The 17,303-nt window shown below is 29.3% G+C and carries 15 protein-coding genes and 1 rRNA gene; 13 read left to right on the forward strand and 3 right to left on the reverse strand.

The window, feature by feature from the left end; genetic code table 11:
- Together rrf and GOY08_RS15110 are read left to right on the forward strand one after the other, a co-directional pair.
- Window positions 1–86 (forward strand): 5S ribosomal RNA (gene rrf / locus GOY08_RS15105); the annotation flags it as partial.
- A 280-nt stretch (window positions 87–366) separates the two neighbouring features.
- Window positions 367–756 (forward strand): substrate-binding periplasmic protein, encoded by a 390-nt coding sequence (locus GOY08_RS15110; protein ID WP_158999768.1) that lies wholly within the window; start codon window positions 367–369, stop codon window positions 754–756.
- 603 nt (window positions 757–1,359) lie between these two features.
- Here the strand turns inward: GOY08_RS15110 and GOY08_RS15115 are convergent.
- Window positions 1,360–2,004: a Type 1 glutamine amidotransferase-like domain-containing protein gene (locus GOY08_RS15115; RefSeq protein ID WP_158999769.1), complete on the reverse strand. Its 645-nt coding sequence runs from the start codon at window positions 2,002–2,004 to the stop codon at window positions 1,360–1,362.
- A 340-nt stretch (window positions 2,005–2,344) separates the two neighbouring features.
- Between GOY08_RS15115 and GOY08_RS15120 the strand changes: the two genes are divergently transcribed.
- On the forward strand, window positions 2,345–3,745 hold the full coding sequence (locus tag GOY08_RS15120; RefSeq protein ID WP_158999770.1) for a DEAD/DEAH box helicase: 1,401 nt from the start codon (window positions 2,345–2,347) through the stop codon (window positions 3,743–3,745).
- Here GOY08_RS15120 and GOY08_RS15125 read toward each other — a convergent pair whose 3' ends face one another.
- Together GOY08_RS15125 and GOY08_RS15130 are read right to left on the reverse strand one after the other, a co-directional pair.
- Entirely contained in the window at window positions 3,746–5,026 is a 1,281-nt protein-coding gene (locus GOY08_RS15125) for a YhjD/YihY/BrkB family envelope integrity protein (protein ID WP_158999771.1), read from the reverse strand. It abuts the gene before it with no gap.
- Between the two features lie 71 nt (window positions 5,027–5,097).
- The gene (locus GOY08_RS15130) at window positions 5,098–7,257 is read right to left on the reverse strand and encodes a DUF455 family protein (protein WP_158999772.1); all 2,160 of its coding nucleotides are present in this window, start codon (window positions 7,255–7,257) and stop codon (window positions 5,098–5,100) included.
- Window positions 7,258–7,420: 163 nt separating this feature from the next.
- On the opposite strand from GOY08_RS15130, the gene GOY08_RS15135 reads away from it, so the two are divergent.
- Genes GOY08_RS15135 through flhF form a run of 10 tightly spaced genes read left to right on the forward strand, consistent with a single transcriptional unit; the run spans window position 7,421 to window position 17,300 of the window.
- Window positions 7,421–8,182 (forward strand): flagellar basal body-associated FliL family protein, encoded by a 762-nt coding sequence (locus tag GOY08_RS15135; protein WP_158999773.1) that lies wholly within the window; start codon window positions 7,421–7,423, stop codon window positions 8,180–8,182.
- A 3-nt stretch (window positions 8,183–8,185) separates the two neighbouring features.
- A complete protein-coding gene (fliM, locus tag GOY08_RS15140; RefSeq protein ID WP_158999774.1) occupies window positions 8,186–9,160 on the forward strand; it encodes a flagellar motor switch protein FliM in 975 nt (324 codons plus the stop codon).
- A complete protein-coding gene (fliN, locus tag GOY08_RS15145; protein ID WP_158999775.1) occupies window positions 9,160–9,603 on the forward strand; it encodes a flagellar motor switch protein FliN in 444 nt (147 codons plus the stop codon). The genes fliM and fliN overlap by 1 nt, the downstream gene beginning before the upstream one ends.
- 21 nt (window positions 9,604–9,624) lie before the next feature.
- Window positions 9,625–10,662, forward strand: a complete 1,038-nt coding sequence (locus tag GOY08_RS15150) for a flagellar biosynthetic protein FliO (protein WP_158999776.1) — start codon at window positions 9,625–9,627, stop codon at window positions 10,660–10,662.
- 22 nt (window positions 10,663–10,684) lie between these two features.
- Window positions 10,685–11,530, forward strand: coding sequence for a flagellar type III secretion system pore protein FliP (gene fliP, locus GOY08_RS15155; RefSeq protein ID WP_158999777.1), 846 nt, complete (start codon window positions 10,685–10,687; stop codon window positions 11,528–11,530).
- An 8-nt stretch (window positions 11,531–11,538) separates the two neighbouring features.
- Window positions 11,539–11,814 (forward strand): flagellar biosynthesis protein FliQ, encoded by a 276-nt coding sequence (gene fliQ / locus GOY08_RS15160; RefSeq protein WP_158999778.1) that lies wholly within the window; start codon window positions 11,539–11,541, stop codon window positions 11,812–11,814.
- A 9-nt stretch (window positions 11,815–11,823) separates the two neighbouring features.
- Window positions 11,824–12,642 (forward strand): flagellar biosynthetic protein FliR, encoded by an 819-nt coding sequence (locus GOY08_RS15165; protein ID WP_158999779.1) that lies wholly within the window; start codon window positions 11,824–11,826, stop codon window positions 12,640–12,642.
- A 12-nt stretch (window positions 12,643–12,654) separates the two neighbouring features.
- Entirely contained in the window at window positions 12,655–13,740 is a 1,086-nt protein-coding gene (locus GOY08_RS15170; protein ID WP_158999780.1) for an EscU/YscU/HrcU family type III secretion system export apparatus switch protein, read from the forward strand.
- Window positions 13,741–13,750: 10 nt separating this feature from the next.
- Window positions 13,751–15,859, forward strand: coding sequence for a flagellar biosynthesis protein FlhA (flhA, locus tag GOY08_RS15175; protein ID WP_158999781.1), 2,109 nt, complete (start codon window positions 13,751–13,753; stop codon window positions 15,857–15,859).
- Window positions 15,860–15,884: 25 nt separating this feature from the next.
- On the forward strand, window positions 15,885–17,300 hold the full coding sequence (flhF, locus tag GOY08_RS15180; protein WP_158999782.1) for a flagellar biosynthesis protein FlhF: 1,416 nt from the start codon (window positions 15,885–15,887) through the stop codon (window positions 17,298–17,300).
- Window positions 17,301–17,303: the final 3 nt, after the last annotated feature.

Here is a 17,303-nt window from a genome sequence, read left to right on the forward strand (position 1 = left end):
GGATCCCATTCCGAACTCCGAAGTCAAGCCCGCCTGCGGCAATGGTACTGCACCCTTAGGTGTGGAAGAGTAGCTCTGTGCAGCCTTTCATTTCTAGCCCTCACAAACCGTGAGGGCTTTTTTTTTGATCTATTTTCCTGCTTATTTTTTTTGTTTCTTTTGTTATTTCTTTTTTAATTTGCTATATTAATATAGCATCTTTATTTTTAACCTGTTACTTTAGGTATTCAAAAACATAAACTCCTACTAATAAATATATATTTGACAATTTTTACTTGCAAAGTATCATAACTTTGATTCATCACTCTTAATTATTTTTTGCAACAGAACTTCCTTTGAACCTCTATTGGAAAGGAAATAAAAGTCGTGTCTCTTCCTACTAAATTTTATTTAAGAAATATATTCTTTTTAATCATATTTCTTGCTTTTCCGTTGAAAGTTTTTCCATCAGAAAATATTAAAGTTTGCACTGAACGTAGCCCTCCTTATGTAAAAGTAAATCAAGAAACGAATGAGTTAAAAGGAATAGATATAGAAATTTTTAAGAATATTTTTAATAAACTAAAAATAGATTATTTAATTGAAGAAATGCCATGGGCAAGATGTGAGTTATTTTTGGAAAATGGAATAATTGATGTTGGAATAAAAGTTTCAAAAACTTTGGAAAGGGAAAAGTTTTTATTTTATCCAGATGTATCTTGGGAATCAGTTTTTGTTTTATTCACAAATCTTGAGACAAAAAAAAATATAAAATAAATTCTTATGATGACTTAAAAAAATATAATTTAACAATTGGTGTTATTCATGAAAACTCATATGATGAAGATTTTTGGAAAGCTTTTCCATGGAGAAACAAAGAATACCAACTGTATCACCCACAGATTGAACCCTCAGTTAATATAGAAAGTAATTTAAAGAAACTGTCAGGAAATAGAATTCAAATATATCCTCAAAACAAAACAATTGGCATTTATACAGCTAAATATCTTAATATTTCTAATATTACTTATTATGATTTTGTTTTATTTAAAAAGAATATTTACAATGTTTTTTCAAAAAAATCTAAATTTAGAAACAGTAAATATAAAAATATAATTGAATTAATGAAAGCCTATAATAAAGAATTAAAAAAATTTAAAAAAACAAAGTCCTTTAAAGAAATTTTAGATTCAGAGACAATTTAAAGATAAGCATAAGAGAATTTTTAAATGTATATTTATGAAGTAAAAGTTTATTTTTTTGATTTTCTAAGTAATAGATTAAATAAAGATGCAATGTAAATGTTTAAAATTGTTAAATACCCGTGACTGAATTCTGGTAATTAATTTTTGCAAAAAATTAATTTTTTTTTATTTTTTATTAATTATCATAAAAAAATTCTATATCATCCTCAATTAATATCGCTGATTTATCATTTAATGTATGATGAAAAATGTTTTTCTCTTTGTAAAAATTAATAATTTTATTTATTCCGAAAGCTTCAGACTGCTCAGATTTAAAATGCGGAACAATGCAAAAAGAAATAAGATTTAATCCATCCCAAATTATTTCATTTGGATACCCATTTGGAATTATATTAGGATCATCTGCGAATTCTAGACCTTTTAATGAAGGTGTAACTACGCAAGCACCAGCACTAAAGCCACCATATATAATTTCTTTATTCTTAAGGAGATCAGGTAGAATTTGATCAAGACCGCTTTCATAAAAGGCTCTTCTTAGTATAAAGGTATTCCCTCCTGTTACCCAAATTAAGCCAAAATTTAATAGTTTTAATTTAAGAGAAACAGGATCTTTTTTAAAATAGTTTCTTAAATCAAGTTCAGTGCAATTTAATCCTAAATTATTTAGAATTAATTTACTTTCATTATAATATTTAGTTCTATTATCACCAAGAAAATCATTAGCATTAAGGATAATGGCGACATTTTTATTTTTAGTTAGCATTTTTGAAAGTTTATGAGCCGAATTGCCAAAATACATTGAAGATAAAAAAAGATTCATATAAAAATCACCTATTTTTTAATTTTTAAAGTTACTAGTTTAGAATTTTTTTTTGAAGGAATAGAAATTTTACCAATTTTCCTGCATTTGCTATTATATTCATAGGAAAAAACAAGTTAATGTATTTTTCTATTCTATAAAATATTGCTTTACTAAACTTTTTAAGTCAATTTCTTAGCTTCCTTTGAAATGCTAATAATGCATAAATATGTTGACTAGAAATATAAGTAATAATAAGCCTGTACCTAGTCTGGCTGAACTGTTAGTTTGTCTATCAATTAAAGTGTCTAACTTTTCTCGGTCCAATTGTTAAAATTCCCCTAAATAAAAGCATTTTACTATGATAAATATTGATAAATATTTGAAATTAATGAACTTAACCAAGTTGACTGCAATTCAGGAGAAGTGCATAGAACCAATCTACAATGCAGAATCTGTTTTTGCCCTAGCCCCAACTGGTTCTGGTAAAACTATGGCGTTTCTCTTACCGCTATTATTAAAATTAGATACTTCGATACGATCGCCACAAGTTATCATTCTGGTTCCTACTAGAGAATTAGGCATGCAAATTGCCAATGTAGCTCAAAATATAGCTAATTGTTTGTTAGAAGCTGAGCAAAAAAATATCTTGATCCGTTCTGTTTTTGGGGGAACCGCAATTTCAGCTCAAATTTTAGAAATGCAAAAAAATCCACATGTTATTATTGCCACCCCTGGAAGAATGATAGATCTATTGCAACGTGAATCTATTGAAACTAACCAGCTTAAAACTTTAATCTTAGATGAAGCTGATATAATGGTTGGTATGGGTTTTGCAGATCAAATTGAAGAAATAGTTAATTACGTACCAAGTCATCTGCAAATTGGTTTTTTCTCAGCGACACAAAATGAAAAAATAACTGAGCTAGAAAAACTATTTTTAAAAAATGTGAAATTTGTCAAAATTGATTTAAGAGAAAAAATAGTTAGCAGTGATAAAAATCTAATTAAACATGAATATTTAGTTACCAAAAAAGATGAAAAAAAAGATAAATTAATTCAAATTTTGTCTTCAGAACATTTTAATAAAGGAATTATCTTTTGTCACACTCGAGAAACCGTGCAAAATTTAGTAACTGAAATGAAGCAACATGGTTTAAATATAGATGGTTTGACAGGTGAGTTGGGGCAAGTTCATAGAAACAGTATCATGCGAAATTTCAAGACTGGAAATTTAAAATTTCTAGTCGCAACAAATATAGCTGCCAGAGGTATTGATGTTTCTTTGCTGCCGATAGTAATTCACTATGATATCCCTTACCAAAATGACGAGTATGTCCATCGTTCAGGAAGAACTGGTAGAGCTGGGCACTCAGGTTTATCCTTAGCACTTTGCGAAGAAAAAAATGTTAATTACTATTTAAATATGATGAAAGAATTACAAATAGAATGTTCAGAATTTAAAAAAGAGAATTTATCTAAAAAAATTCAAAAAGAAGTTTCTAGTAAAGTTGAGAAAGTTAAAAACGACATTAAATTTATTAAAGTTTTTATAAATAAAGGTAAAAAAGAAAAAATTAGACCTGCAGATATAGTGGGCTCACTTATTAAAGAACTTAATTTAGAAAAAGAAGATATTGGAAATATATTTATTTTTGATCATTTTACACATGTTGAAATAAATTCAAAAAAATATTCAGAAAAAAAAGCAATAAAAGTTAAAATAAAAAATATGCTAGCTAGTGTGACAATTGCTAAATAATTATTTAAATATTTTTTCTATTTCTTTATATTCTTTCGTCCCAATAAAATTATCTTCTAAAATTACTTTTCGTAAAAATTCAGGATTATCTTTATCATTTAATATAGAAAGATAACTTGGTAAATAATGAGGATCTTTTAATTCATTATCTGCTGAGCAAATAATATTTTTATTTAATAAATATTGAATACAATGTTCTAACTCTATAGTATCAATACCTGTCGAAGAAATTAAAAAAGATTCCGCAATTGGAGCGTTTTGATTTCGATAATAATTACGAATGGTTCTATAAATTAATATACAATCTAGTATAGATTTAACTGGAGAAAACTTTACTCTGAGTAACTCTTTAAAAAAGATAATTTTTTGTGTTGCAATAGCAAAAGAAGCTCCAATTAAAATGATTATCCAAATAAGTCTGATCCAAACAAAGAAAAGAACAGCTATAATAGCAACAGATCCATAAATATGACTTGAATCAGTTACTAGCGCTCTTTTAGCAAAATATAAATTAACAAATTGAAGGAATTCAAATAAGATATTTGAGATAAACCCTCCAACAAATGCAGCTCTTAAATTAACTCTTTTACTGGGTATTATATAAAAAATAAATGCAAAAAAGATCCATTGGAACGATAATCCTAAGCATACTCTTATAAAGTGTAAAATATAACTATTCAAAAAAGTATTTTCTTGAATGTTTATAAGTTTAAGAAAAGTATCCGATTTGAGTGAAGCGAGAGTGAAAAAGAAAGGAGTAATAGTTAAAAGAAGCCAGCACTTGACTATTCTATTAAACAATTTTGATTTATTTTTAAATTCCATGATTTCATCAATATTATCTTCTATTTTAAGGACTAGTAAGATAACTGTAATTAGAAATGTAGCAAATGAAATTATTCCTAATTCTTTTAATTTAAGATTGCTTATAATTAAATTTAAATACTCAATTATTTCATTTCCTGCACGATTGCCAAAATGTTTTGTAATTGTGGGGGCAATAAATTCATTGATTATTGTATTAAAACCTTGGAAAGCATGGATAAAAGAAAAAAGAATTGCAATTAAAGGAACGATTGATAAAATTGATACATAAGTAAGTTGAGCAGATTTTTCTGAAAATTTTGAATTTTTAAGAATAAAAAAAGATTCACGAATAATAATTTCAAATTTTTTTAACCAGATTTTTTTATTAATAGAAAATATAATTTCTCTATGTTTGGGTCTTACATTGAATTTTTTTATATATCCATTGATTTTATTTAATAACTTTAGAAGCAATTTAAATCTCGCTATAATTTTTATAGAATAGGCAGCTACGTTATTTCTATACTATAAGTAGAAATAATAATTTATATTATCTCTAAGGAAGAAAAAGTTGTAAAGTCATTTAGAACTTTTTTACCTACAATAAGAACAGTTAGAACAGAAGTAGCCATTGATGGATCATTAGTAAATAAAATACCTTCTCGAATTAAGGGCTTTGATTCTTCTGTTAAGATAATTGGAAATCTGTTTTCTGTTTCTTTAATAAATTCATTTAGAGAATTAAATCCTGTATTTTTTAAAATATCTGAAATTCGTAAATGAACCCATACTGCAAAAGCACCTGCTTGAATTCTTTTTGAGATTTCAAGAGCCACCCGCCCCATGGTATATCTAGGGTTAATTTCCGATAAAAATTTCAATCTGTAACCATATTCAGAATTTAAATCTTCATAAAGAAAAGCATCTATCCCAAACGGGCCGTAAAAATTATGTTCGATAAGTTTCTCAGCAACTTTTTGTGAAACAAAGTTCAGTATTTCTTCAATATTGGAAAAATTGGAGTATTTTTTGTATAAAAATTTAGTTACATTTTTGGGCAGATCATCTGTCTTTTTACCTACAATAGTTCCTTTATACTGCCCTCTTACATCAGTAAAAAAACGAGTTAAACCTAAATTAATATATTTACCATCATCGTTTATTTTGGCCTGATAAGATAAATCAACAACTTTATTAAACCAAGGCTCAATAATAATAGATTTTTGTGAGTTTAAAATCTTTAAAATCCAGTTTTCTTCAGCTATTGTTAATTTAGAATTATCAATTCGCAGCATATTTTGTCCAGCACATCCAAGCGGAGCTTTCATAACAACTTTTGAAAATTGACAAGATTGGAGAAAATATATGATAGCATCTAGACATTCTTTTTTTGTTAAACACACTTTTGGATTTAAATTAAACTCAGGTAGAATAGATTGAATTGAAGATAATTCTTTATAAATTTCAGGGTACAATATTGCTGAGAATTTTTTAGAATATAAAAGCATAATTTTATTTTGAAATTCTTCATTACAAAATATATTTTCATGAAAATAATTCTTTTTGATTAATTTATTTTGCCATTTAGAGAAAATAGAAATTGTTTCTGGACTCCATCCCCAAGGATAAAAATGACTAATATATTGATGATTTATAGAATTTTCTGAGTTGGATAATTCTTGAAATTCAGGAATAGGAAATCCACATCTTTGGATTTTTTGGAGAAAACCAACCGATGGCTTGTTTTTAAGAAGAATAATATCATCATTTGCAGCAAGAAATTGGAGTAGTGACGAGCAATCATTTTCTAAATTTGTTACAGATTTATTTGGCGTAAATCCAATTTTTTTCCTTGCAATTTCTTGCTCACTTGCTGGATTAAAGTAAAATAAATTAGGAGGTCTTCCTTTAGAAGAATTAAATATTGATAATTCTTTAATAAATAATTCTGATAAACCAGCTTTTTTTCTTCCAGATATATCGAAAATTATTCCCTTCGCGCGTGCTGGAGTTAATGGAAACTCAAGATTTTTTTGATATTCTGACCAATCAGAATCATCATTTTCTCTCCAGCGGTTAAACCAAGTTACTCCATGCTTAACATGTCCAATTTCTTCTTGATAAACTGTATCTAATATTTGAGCAGTTTTAATATCGTTAACTTTTTCCATCAAAGTTTTATAGAATAACGCATAATCTAAATTAGCCTGTTCAAATGTCATACTCATTTTTACAACGAAATCCATTGGTGACTTCATGTCAGATAAACAATTCCAAAAAAAATTATTGACAGGAATTTCTCCAAATGAAACATTTAGTTCTTTCATTCTTTGTATATATAGTTTCATATGCTTTTGTTCTTCAAGAATTGTATTTGCAATTCCCAAGCGAAAATTTTTTGGAGCTTTTGGAAATTTTAATAAAACTAATGCCATAATTTCCATAGCAAGTAATTCATGATTAGCAAAAAAGTGCAGGACGTAACCTCTTTGTTTTTCTTCAATGAGCTGTTGTTGATTGGGGAAAGGAATTTTTTTATTGATAGGGTAATCTTTGAATTGTAAATCTAAATTTCTACCTGGAGATTTAGGGGTAAGAATTGCATTGTATTCAATTGTATCAGTAAGCAAATTTGGTTCCAAAAGTTTGTCACTCAAAATATCTTTACCAAATAAAATAATCTCAGCAAATTCCTTTAATTCCATAAAATCAATCCTTATAAACAGGCAGATATTGCTTATTCTGGAAAAGATTGCCGATAGTTTACACGACATTAAGAACAAACCTGCTTCGTATTTTTATGGCAAACTAGTCTCAAGAAGGCAATAAAAAGTTTATTTTATCCATTAAAAATTGCAGGGTAAGCTAATGGCCGAAAAAGATGAGAAAAAAGCTGAGGCAAAGAAAGATGAAAAGCCTAAGGATCCTAATGAAAAAGAAGAGAAAAAAAGTCGTCTAGCTCTTTTTGCTGGTATTGGCGGTGTTTTGCTTGTGGCTCTTGGAGTAGGTGGTTTTTTTGTATTTAAAACCATTTCGGGAAAGAAAAACACTGAACTCGCAGCTCAAGGCACAAGTCATGATGATCATGACAAAAAAGATTCTAAAGACAGTAAAGATGACCATGGAAAAAAGGACGAAAAGAAAGACGATCAAGCTAAAAAAGACGAAAAAAAAGATGAGAAGAAAGATGATCATGGGAAGAAAGACGAAAAAAAAGATGAGAAGAAAGATGATCATGGGAAGAAAGATGAAAAAAAGGATGATAAAAAAGACGATCCAAATAAAAAAGATGATGGAAAAAAAGAAGAGCCTAAAGGAACAGCAAATTTTGGTGATACTTTTATGATCCCAAGACTAGATTTAAATCTAGGGAATTCAATTGAAAATAGATTCATTAGAATTGCAATTGCTATTGAATATCGAGGAGGAGAAAATCAAGGATTTGAATTAAAAAAACGGGAAGCTCAAATTAAAGATATTGTTATAACAGCTGTAACAAGTAAAACAAGATTAGTACTCATATCAGAAAATGGTAAAGAAAATCTTAGAAGAGAAATTTTAAATAGAATAAATGAAGTAACAGATAGGCCAGTTCAAAACGTGTATTTTACCGAATTCTTTGTGGAGTAATGCATGGATCAGGTATTAAGTCAGAATGAAGTCGACGCCTTATTAAATGCAGTTTCTGATGGAAGAAATGATAGCGATGGTGGACAAAAAGATGCATCAGGAATAGTTCATTATGATTTAGCAAATCAAGACAGAATTATTCGTGGGCGCATGCCAACGTTAGATATTATTCATGATCGTTTCATAAGATTGTTTCGTATTTCCTTATCAGCGGCATTGAGAAAAGTTGCAAATATTGGAGTGAATAGTTCGGGGCCAATTAAATTTGGCGAATTTATGAACTCCCTGCCCTTACCGAGTTGTCTTAATATTTTGAGAATAGAACCTCTTCGTGGTTCAGCAGTAATGGTTATTGAAAGTAAGTTACTTTATGCTTTGGTTGACAGTTTATTTGGAGGTTCTGATGTTCCTTACACAAAAATAGAAGGAAAAGATTTTACTCAAATAGAAATTAAAGTTGCCCGTCGTGTTGTAATGTCTGCTGTAGATGATCTTGAAAAAGCATGGGCACCAGTTTTCCCATTAAAAATAACTTATTCACGTACTGAAATTAATCCACAATTTGTTGCCATTGTTCCTCCTAGTGATGTTGTTATTTCAACAGCATTTGATGTCGAATTAGAAAAAATGAGTGGTTCAATAAAACTTGTGTTTCCTTATTCAACTCTTGAACCTATAAAATCAAAACTAAGCGTTGGATTTCAAAATGAGCAACTAGAAGTAGATCATATTTGGATAAATAGAATTAAAACTCAATTAATGGGTACCAGTGTAAATATGATTTGTAATTTAGGAAATTGTTGGATCAATTTAAGAGATTTAATGGAATTGGGTAAAGGGGATGTTCTTATTTTAGATAGAGATGCTGATAAACCTTTAGATATTATGATTGAAGGAATTCATAAATTTAGAGGAGTTCCTGGAATAATAAGAGGAAATAAAGCAATTAAAATAACAGAAATAATTGGAGATTATTAATGGCTGATTTGAACGAAGGATTTAGACCCGAAGATTTTGGTTTAGAACCAGGTGAAGAAGGAGATGCTGGAGGCACTGCTGAGGCAGCAGGTAGTGAAGCATCACCACCGGCAGCCGCAGGATCTAATCCTCCTATGGCTAAAGATGATGATTCATTAAAAAATATTGATCTTTCCAGAATGAAAATGGTTTTAGACGTCCCACTTAAAGTAACAGTGGAGCTTGGTAGAACAAAACTTCTTGTTAATGATTTACTCCAATTGGGGCAAGGCTCAGTGATTGAGTTAGATAAAATGGCAGGTGAGCCAATGGAAATTTATGTCAATGATAAGCTTGTTGCTATGGGAGAAGTTGTGGTTGTTAATGAAAAATTTGGAGTTCGGTTAACTGATGTAATGAGCGGAGTTGGAATGGATGAGGCTCATTCTGGAGAAAGTGTTTAAAATTTGAAAGAGGTATAAAATATGTCAATTAAAAAATATGGATTTATAGTAGCTTTGCTCCTATCAATTTATAATATAGCCTCTTCTGAGGAGAATTTTGAAAATTCTGTCCCACCAATTCAGTATCCAGAAAAAAAACGTGATGAAATGCAGGTAAGAAAAGAAATTAAAGATTCATTTATAAAAAGTGAGGATTTAAATAATACTTACCCTCAGGTCAATTCATTAAATCAAAATATAAATAATGAAGTCAAAAAAAGTAATTATAATCAAAATAATGATTTTATTAAAAAAGAAACAGAACAGCCGACGGATTTAAAAGGGCAAAAAACTTTTGATGAAATGATAGGACAAAATATTTCTAAAAAGAAAAATGAAGTTTCAAAGAAAAATATGAATGTTGCTCTTAAAGAATCAGAGCAGCCAACAAGACAGTCAGAGCTTTGGAAAGTATTTTTAATTTCTACAATATTTATCGCAATCCTTGCAATTCTTGGATACTTATTAACAAAAATTAGAAAAAAGGGGTTTTTATTTTCTAATAATAAAAATGAAAAAGTTATGGATATTGTGTCGACACTTTCTATTTCACCAAAAAGACAAGTTATGATATTAAAAATTAGAGATCAAGAAATTGTTGTTTCAAATACTGAAGCTGGAATACAATTTCTAACAGATATTAGTCTTTCTAATTCAAATAGGGGTTCCCAAGAAAGAAAGCAATATCAAATTAGTGATAAATTTTTATTACCTAAAAATAATGAAAAATCATTGACTGAAAAAACAGAAATGCAACAAGTACAAGTCGAAAAAATTAATGATAAAAAATCTGATATTTTATTAAGAGCTTTAAAAAGTATTAATTCAAATTCAGTTGGAACAAAAAAACAAGTAGCTAATGAAAATAATAAATCAGAAGCATTTCCAAAATATTTGGCTAATCAATTTGAAAGCGAAGGTAAAAAAGAAATTAAGAAAAAAGAAGAAGAGGTAGATAGTGTTGAAAATGTAACTAATTTGATTAGAGAAAAGTTACGTTCTATGAAACCTTTAAATTAATTTTTTTTCTTTTGGGAGTGGTATGAGAATTTTCATAATTCTAAATTTAATACTCATATCATTATTTTATGCAAATGGATCGAGTGCGCAAAATGCAAAAAATACTCCAGCGCAAGGAAATACTAATTCTATTGAAAAAAATTGGCAAAATGAAAATAGAAATGTGCAAAATAAACTAGATCTAAATAAAAATCCTTTACCAGTTTTTTCTATAAATATTGCTAATGGTGAAAATCAGGATGATTATGTACCTGCTTTAAAAGTCTTAGCTGTTTTAACCTTACTTACATTTGGACCAGCAATTCTTCTTTTAATGAGTGCATTTACAAGAATTTTAATAGTTTTATCTTTTTTAAGACAGGCATTAGGAACACCAACTATGCCACCAAATCAAATTCTAATAGCTTTGTCCCTTTTTTTAACCTACTTTGTGATGTCGCCTGCTATTTCTAAAATCTATGATCAGGCTATTGTGCCATATTTGCAAAAAGATATTACTACACAACAAGCGCTAGAAGTAGGCCAAAAACCTTTGCATGAATTTATGATGGCACAAGTGAAAACTGATGATCTAAAACTATTTTATCAAATGAGTAAAATGGAAAAACCAGTTACAAAAGAAGATGTACCTATGCGAATTTTAGTACCATCTTTTGTAATTAGTGAATTAAAAACAGCATTTCAAATTGGTTTTTTAGTATACTTACCTTTTATTGTTATAGATATGATTGTAAGTAGTGTCTTAATGGCTATGGGTATGATGATGTTACCTCCAACAGTAGTTAGTCTTCCATTAAAATTAATTTTATTTGTTGTTGTTGATGGATGGGGCTTACTAGCTGGATCATTAATTAAAAGTTTTAATTAGGATTAATTATGAACAATCAACAGGTAGTAGATGTTATATTATCCGTTTTATACATAACAGTTGAAATATCCCTACCATTATTAGGTGTTGCGATGATTATCGGGCTGTTAATTAGTATATTTCAAGCTGCAACTCAAATTAATGAATCAACTCTTAGCTTTTTACCTAAAATAGCAGCTATGATAGTTGTTTTAATTATTTTATCACCCTGGATGCTTCGTAAGTTAAATGATTATACTCATAGAATTTATGATAAAATTCCTGAGTATGCTAGGCAAAAGTAAAGAGAAATCATGGATATTTTGTCTGTCATAGAATTAAATCCCCAAACTTGGCCATTTCCTGTGATGGTATTTCTTCGTATCGTAACAATTTTTTTCTTTTTACCTATATTTGGCGATCAAGTTGTACCTGTACGATTACGAATAGTTCTTGGATTAGCTTTTACGTTTTTTGTTTATCCAGTAGTTTCAGAGAAAATATTTCAAAAAGAACATCTTTTGCAGTGGAGTAGTTTTACTTTAGCAATTGCTACTGTTCGTGAGGTTCTGTTCGGATTTGCAGTAGGTTTTGCTGCTAAATTAGTTTTATCAGGTGTATCGATTGCATCACATACAATTGGAATAAATATGGGTTTCCAAGTTGCCTCAATGTTTAGTCCAGGAATAAATGATCATGAATCATCATTCTCTGTTTTTAAAAATTGGTTTGCAATTCTTCTGATATTAACTTTAAACATTCATCATATATTCATTGAGGGACTATTTAAATCTTTCATTTATATCCCAATTGGACCTTCAGCAGATGCAACAAGCATTGCTAAAGTTGCTTTGAATATTGCTCAAGAAGCTTTTGTTCTTGGGTTAAGATTAGCTGCGCCTATAATGACTGTACAAATTCTTATAAATATATCTCTAGGTTTGTTAAATAGAACATTACCATCTCTTAACGTTTTTATAATAAGCTTTCCTATTAGTTTCGTCATTGCCTTAGTTGTTTTGTATTTATCTTTAACCTCTTATTTAAGCATATTAGGAAATTATGGAATGCAAAAAGAAGTGATGTGGTTTGATTCTATGCGGCGTGTTTTTATTCCAACTTCACCTCCTTAAAAGGAAAAAGTAATGGAGAGTAGAGAGGAAAAAGGCTTTCAGGATAAAACTGAAGAAGCGACCGAAGAAAAGAAAAATCAATTTCGTGAAGAAGGGAACGTTGCAAGCCCTAAAGAAGTAGTTTCTTTTGTCACATTAATTTTGTTTACTACATATTTTTATTTTTATGCCAATGACATGTTGAAAAGTTTTCGCTTAGTTTTTAATCGTTCATGGTTAGGTTTTCCTGCTTATTTTGTTGATTATTCAAGTTTAATTAAAGTTTTATATTATGCAACTTCACCCATACTACCTCATTTTTTCTTAATCATTTTTATTTGCACAATTTTTCCTTTGTTATTTGGACTTTTACTAACAAGATTTAATTGGTCTTGGAAAAAAATTAATTTTGATATTAATAGAATTAATCCATTATCAGGAATTGCTAGAATGTTTAGTGCTACTTTTTTAGTTGAATTTCTGAAAATATTGCTGAAATGTAGCATATTATCAGTCTTAATTTACTTGGTTTTAAAAAATGAAATAGGTCAATCCAGTGAAGATTATTTTTTTAGTAATATTGACTATTTAAAAGAATTAGGAAAATCAATTTTTCATTTGCTTTTATTAATGTGTATTGCCGGAGTTGTTATTGGCATTGCAGATTTTTCATACAATCTTTGGAAATTAAATAATGATATGAAAATGACTAAACAAGAAGTTAAAGAAGAAGTTAAAAAACATGAAGGAGATCCTCTTTTAAGATCGCAAAGAAAAAGAATGGCTAGAGATTTAGTTATGCGTAAAAGTTTGAAAGATGTTCCAAAAGCAACTTTTATCGTAACAAATCCTGAACATTTTTCTGTAGCAGTAAGGTATGTAAAAGGAATGAATGCTCCTATAGTTATTGCCAAAGGTCAAGATTTAATTGCATTTAAAATCAGAGAAATAGCAAAACAACATGACATAATGATTGTTGAAAATAAACCCTTAGCACGTACTTTATATAAAACAGTTAAAGTTGGGCAAGAAATTCCTCAATCCCTTTATCAATCAGTTATTGAAGTAATTAAATATATTTATCAAATGCGAGGCAAGAAATATTTTGATCGCTTTTAAAGGATGATTTATGGCTAAAGCAAATTCAAATATTTCAGAAATAGGTAGTTTTAAATCAAGCAATTTTTTAGCAAGAAGCCCTGATTTAATTATGGCTTCAATCATTGTTGGTACTGTACTAATGATGATATTTCCATTGCCTGCATTCTTTATTGATTTTCTATTAGCAATCAGTATTTCTTCTGCATTAATTATTTTGATGGTCAGTATCTATATCACAAAACCATTAGAATTTGGTGTTTTTCCAACGTTATTATTGATTACAACCTTATTTAGACTTTCTTTGAATGTTGCTACAACACGAAATATTTTACTGCATGGTGCTGAAGGAGATGTCGCAAATTTAGTTGTCGCATTTGGAAAAGTAGTTGTTGGAGGTAATTTTGCAGTTGGTTTTGTAATATTTATAATTCTAATGGTTATTAATTTTATTGTTATTACAAAAGGTGCTGGAAGAGTTGCTGAAGTAGCAGCTCGATTTACTTTGGATGCAATGCCAGGAAAACAAATGGCTATTGATGCGGAATTAAATGCCGGACATATCAATGCAGAAGAAGCTAAAAAAAGAAGAAAAGCGGTTGAAAATGAGGCTGATTTTTATGGTGCAATGGATGGTGCAAGTAAATTTGTGCGTGGAGATGCAATAGCTGGAATAATAATTACATTAGTTAATATTATTGTTGGTTTTGGTATTGGTGTATTAATGCATTCTCTTACACCAAGCGATGCAGCTGCTAAATTTACTTTATTTGCAGTAGGGGATGGTTTGATTAGCGCAATTCCAGCCCTAATGATTTCAACTGCTGCGGGTATAATAGTAACGAGAGCAACAAGTGAAGGAAATTTAGGATCTGAAGTTCTAAAACAAGTTCGTATCCATCCAAAAGCATTTTACATAGCAGCTGGTTTAATTTTTTTCCTAGCAATTATACCAGGATTCCCAAAAATTCCATTTTTCGTTCTTTCAGGATTACTCATTTTTTTAGGAAGAATGTCTGCACAATGGATAAAAGAAAAAAAACTTTCAGAAGAAAATTTAAAAGAAACAGATGAAAGAAAAAAGGATGAAAAAGAAAGTAGTAGTTTAGATAATTTAATGCGTGTTGATATGTTAGCTGTAGAAGTTGGTCATGGACTTGTTCCTTTAATAGATCCTGCTCAGGATGGAGAAATTGTAGATAGAATTCAAGGAATAAGAAAACAATTTGCTCAGGAAATGGGAATTATAATTCCACAAGTTCAGTTGCGTGATAATTTACAATTAGAACCAGGTGGGTATCAAATTTTGTTAAAAAGTAACAAAGTAGCGGCTGGTAATTTAATGGTGGATTATTTTTTAGCAATGGATCCTGGTGGTGTTGAATTACCAATTGGTGGGGAAGTAACAAAAGATCCTGTTTATGGTCTTCCTGCAATTTGGGTGCATAAACGTGATAAAGAAGAAGCAGTATTTAGAGGTTATACTGTAGTAAATTGTTCTACTGTTGTTGCAACTAATATTACAAAGGTGTTAAAAGAACATGCTGCAGAATTAATAACAAGGCAAGATGTTCAATATCTAATTGATAAACTGAAGGAAACTAATCCAAAAGTAGTAGAAGAGGTTATGCAATCAGATCGACTTACTTTAGGTGAAGTTGTTAAAGTCATGCAAAACTTGCTACGTGAAGACGTGTCGGTACGCGACATTCTTACCCTATTTGAGTGCCTAGCAGATCATTGTAGAATAATAAAAAATCCTGATGTTTTATCTGAACTATGCCGCAAGAGTTTTGGTAGAAATATTGTTCAAAAATACATCAATGATAAGGATGAATTAGTGGTTGTTACTTTTGATAGATTAATTGAAGATATATTATCTGGTGGTTTGGTTACAACTGAAAATGGTTCAACATATTTAAATCTTGATGCAAAAAATGCACAGGAAATTTTGCAAAAGCTGCTAAAAGGAATTCAAATTTTTGATAAAGAGGGTTCCCAACCTGTTTTATTAATAAGCGCACGAATGCGTCAAGCATTTCAAAAATTAGTATCCCGTTACATACCACAGTTGATAGTTCTTTCTTACGATGAAATTCCGCATGATATAAATATAAGAAACTTGGAATTAATTACTTAATTGTTTTATTATTAAAGGATGTAAAATGGAAATTAGAAAATTTGAATCATTTTCCCTCCAGGATGCCATAAAACTTGTTAAGTTAGAATTAGGTAGAGATGCAGTAATTTTATCTACTAAAGAAAAAGAGATTTACTCTGAAGAGTTACAAAAAAATTGCAGAATTTATGAAGTTACAGCTTCTCCAAGTGCAACTGTGCATGGAAAAGTTATAAATCCAAAATCAGCAGAACATCTCCCAAAAGTTGATTTTCCAAGAATTAAACCAAGAAATGAAGCAACTGTCGTTAAAGGAGATCCCACTCCAAATAGACAAAAAAGTACTTTAATTTCTCCTACTCTTTCGACTTTAAATCAAGAAACTAGAAATATGGCTCGATCATTAGCTAGCGCTTTAACTAAAGAGCCAGCCAAAGAACGTTTGTTTTCTAAAGAAACAATAAATAATCCAAATAATACAGAATTAAATGAGCAAACTCTTGAAGAAATGAGTGTATTAAAATCTGAAATATCTAAAGTAAGAAAAGAGCTGGAAAGTTTACCTCAAGTTGATATAACTGAGCAAATGCAAGAAATTAAAGTCTTATTACATGATATTATGCGCGAAAAATATAAAAAATCGACTGATAATGGAAATTCGCATGTAACCGATATTGGTATAAGGCTCAGAAGTGCTGGTGTATCTGAAAATTTTATAAATCATCTAACTACTTGGTTAAATACATTAGAAGATCCTAAAAATAAAGAAGAATTAATTAATTCTCCAGAGAAAACAAAAGAATTTTATTTAAGTTCTGCAATAAAATTTATATTTAAGTATTTAAAAGTAACTGGCCCATTTCGAGTAGAAAAAAGCAAGAAAAAAGTTGTCTGTTTTGTGGGGCCCACGGGTGTTGGCAAAACAACAACTTTAGCTAAAATTGCTGCTAAACTAAAATTAACTGATTTAGCTGATGTTGAATTAATATCAATGGATTCTTATAGAATAGCAGCAAGTGATCAATTAAGAGTTTATTCTAAAATATTGGATTGTCATTTTGCTGAAATTTCAGATAAAAATGAACTTGTAAATTATATTTCTAAGCATAATAATTATGATTATATTTTAATTGATACTGCTGGTAGAAGTTCTAGATTTTCTGATCAAATGGAAACTTTAAAGAAACTTGCAGAAGCTCCACTTCCAATTGAATTTCATTTAGTTTTGTCATGTACAATGAAACAAAGGGATATTGATGAAACAATTCGCGGGTTTCGATTTTTAACTCCTGCAAGTCTAATTTTCACTAAATTAGATGAATCTTGGGCATTTGGAGAGATATTAAATACTAGTGTGCAAAATAAATTACCACTCAGTTACTTTACAACTGGACAAAGAGTTCCTGAAGATATTGAAATTGCATCAAAAGAAAGAGTTGTGGAGCGCTTACTTAAACTCTAATTA

Source organism: Pigmentibacter ruber, assembly GCF_009792895.1.
GTDB classification, from domain to species: domain Bacteria; phylum Bdellovibrionota_B; class Oligoflexia; order Silvanigrellales; family Silvanigrellaceae; genus Silvanigrella; species Silvanigrella rubra.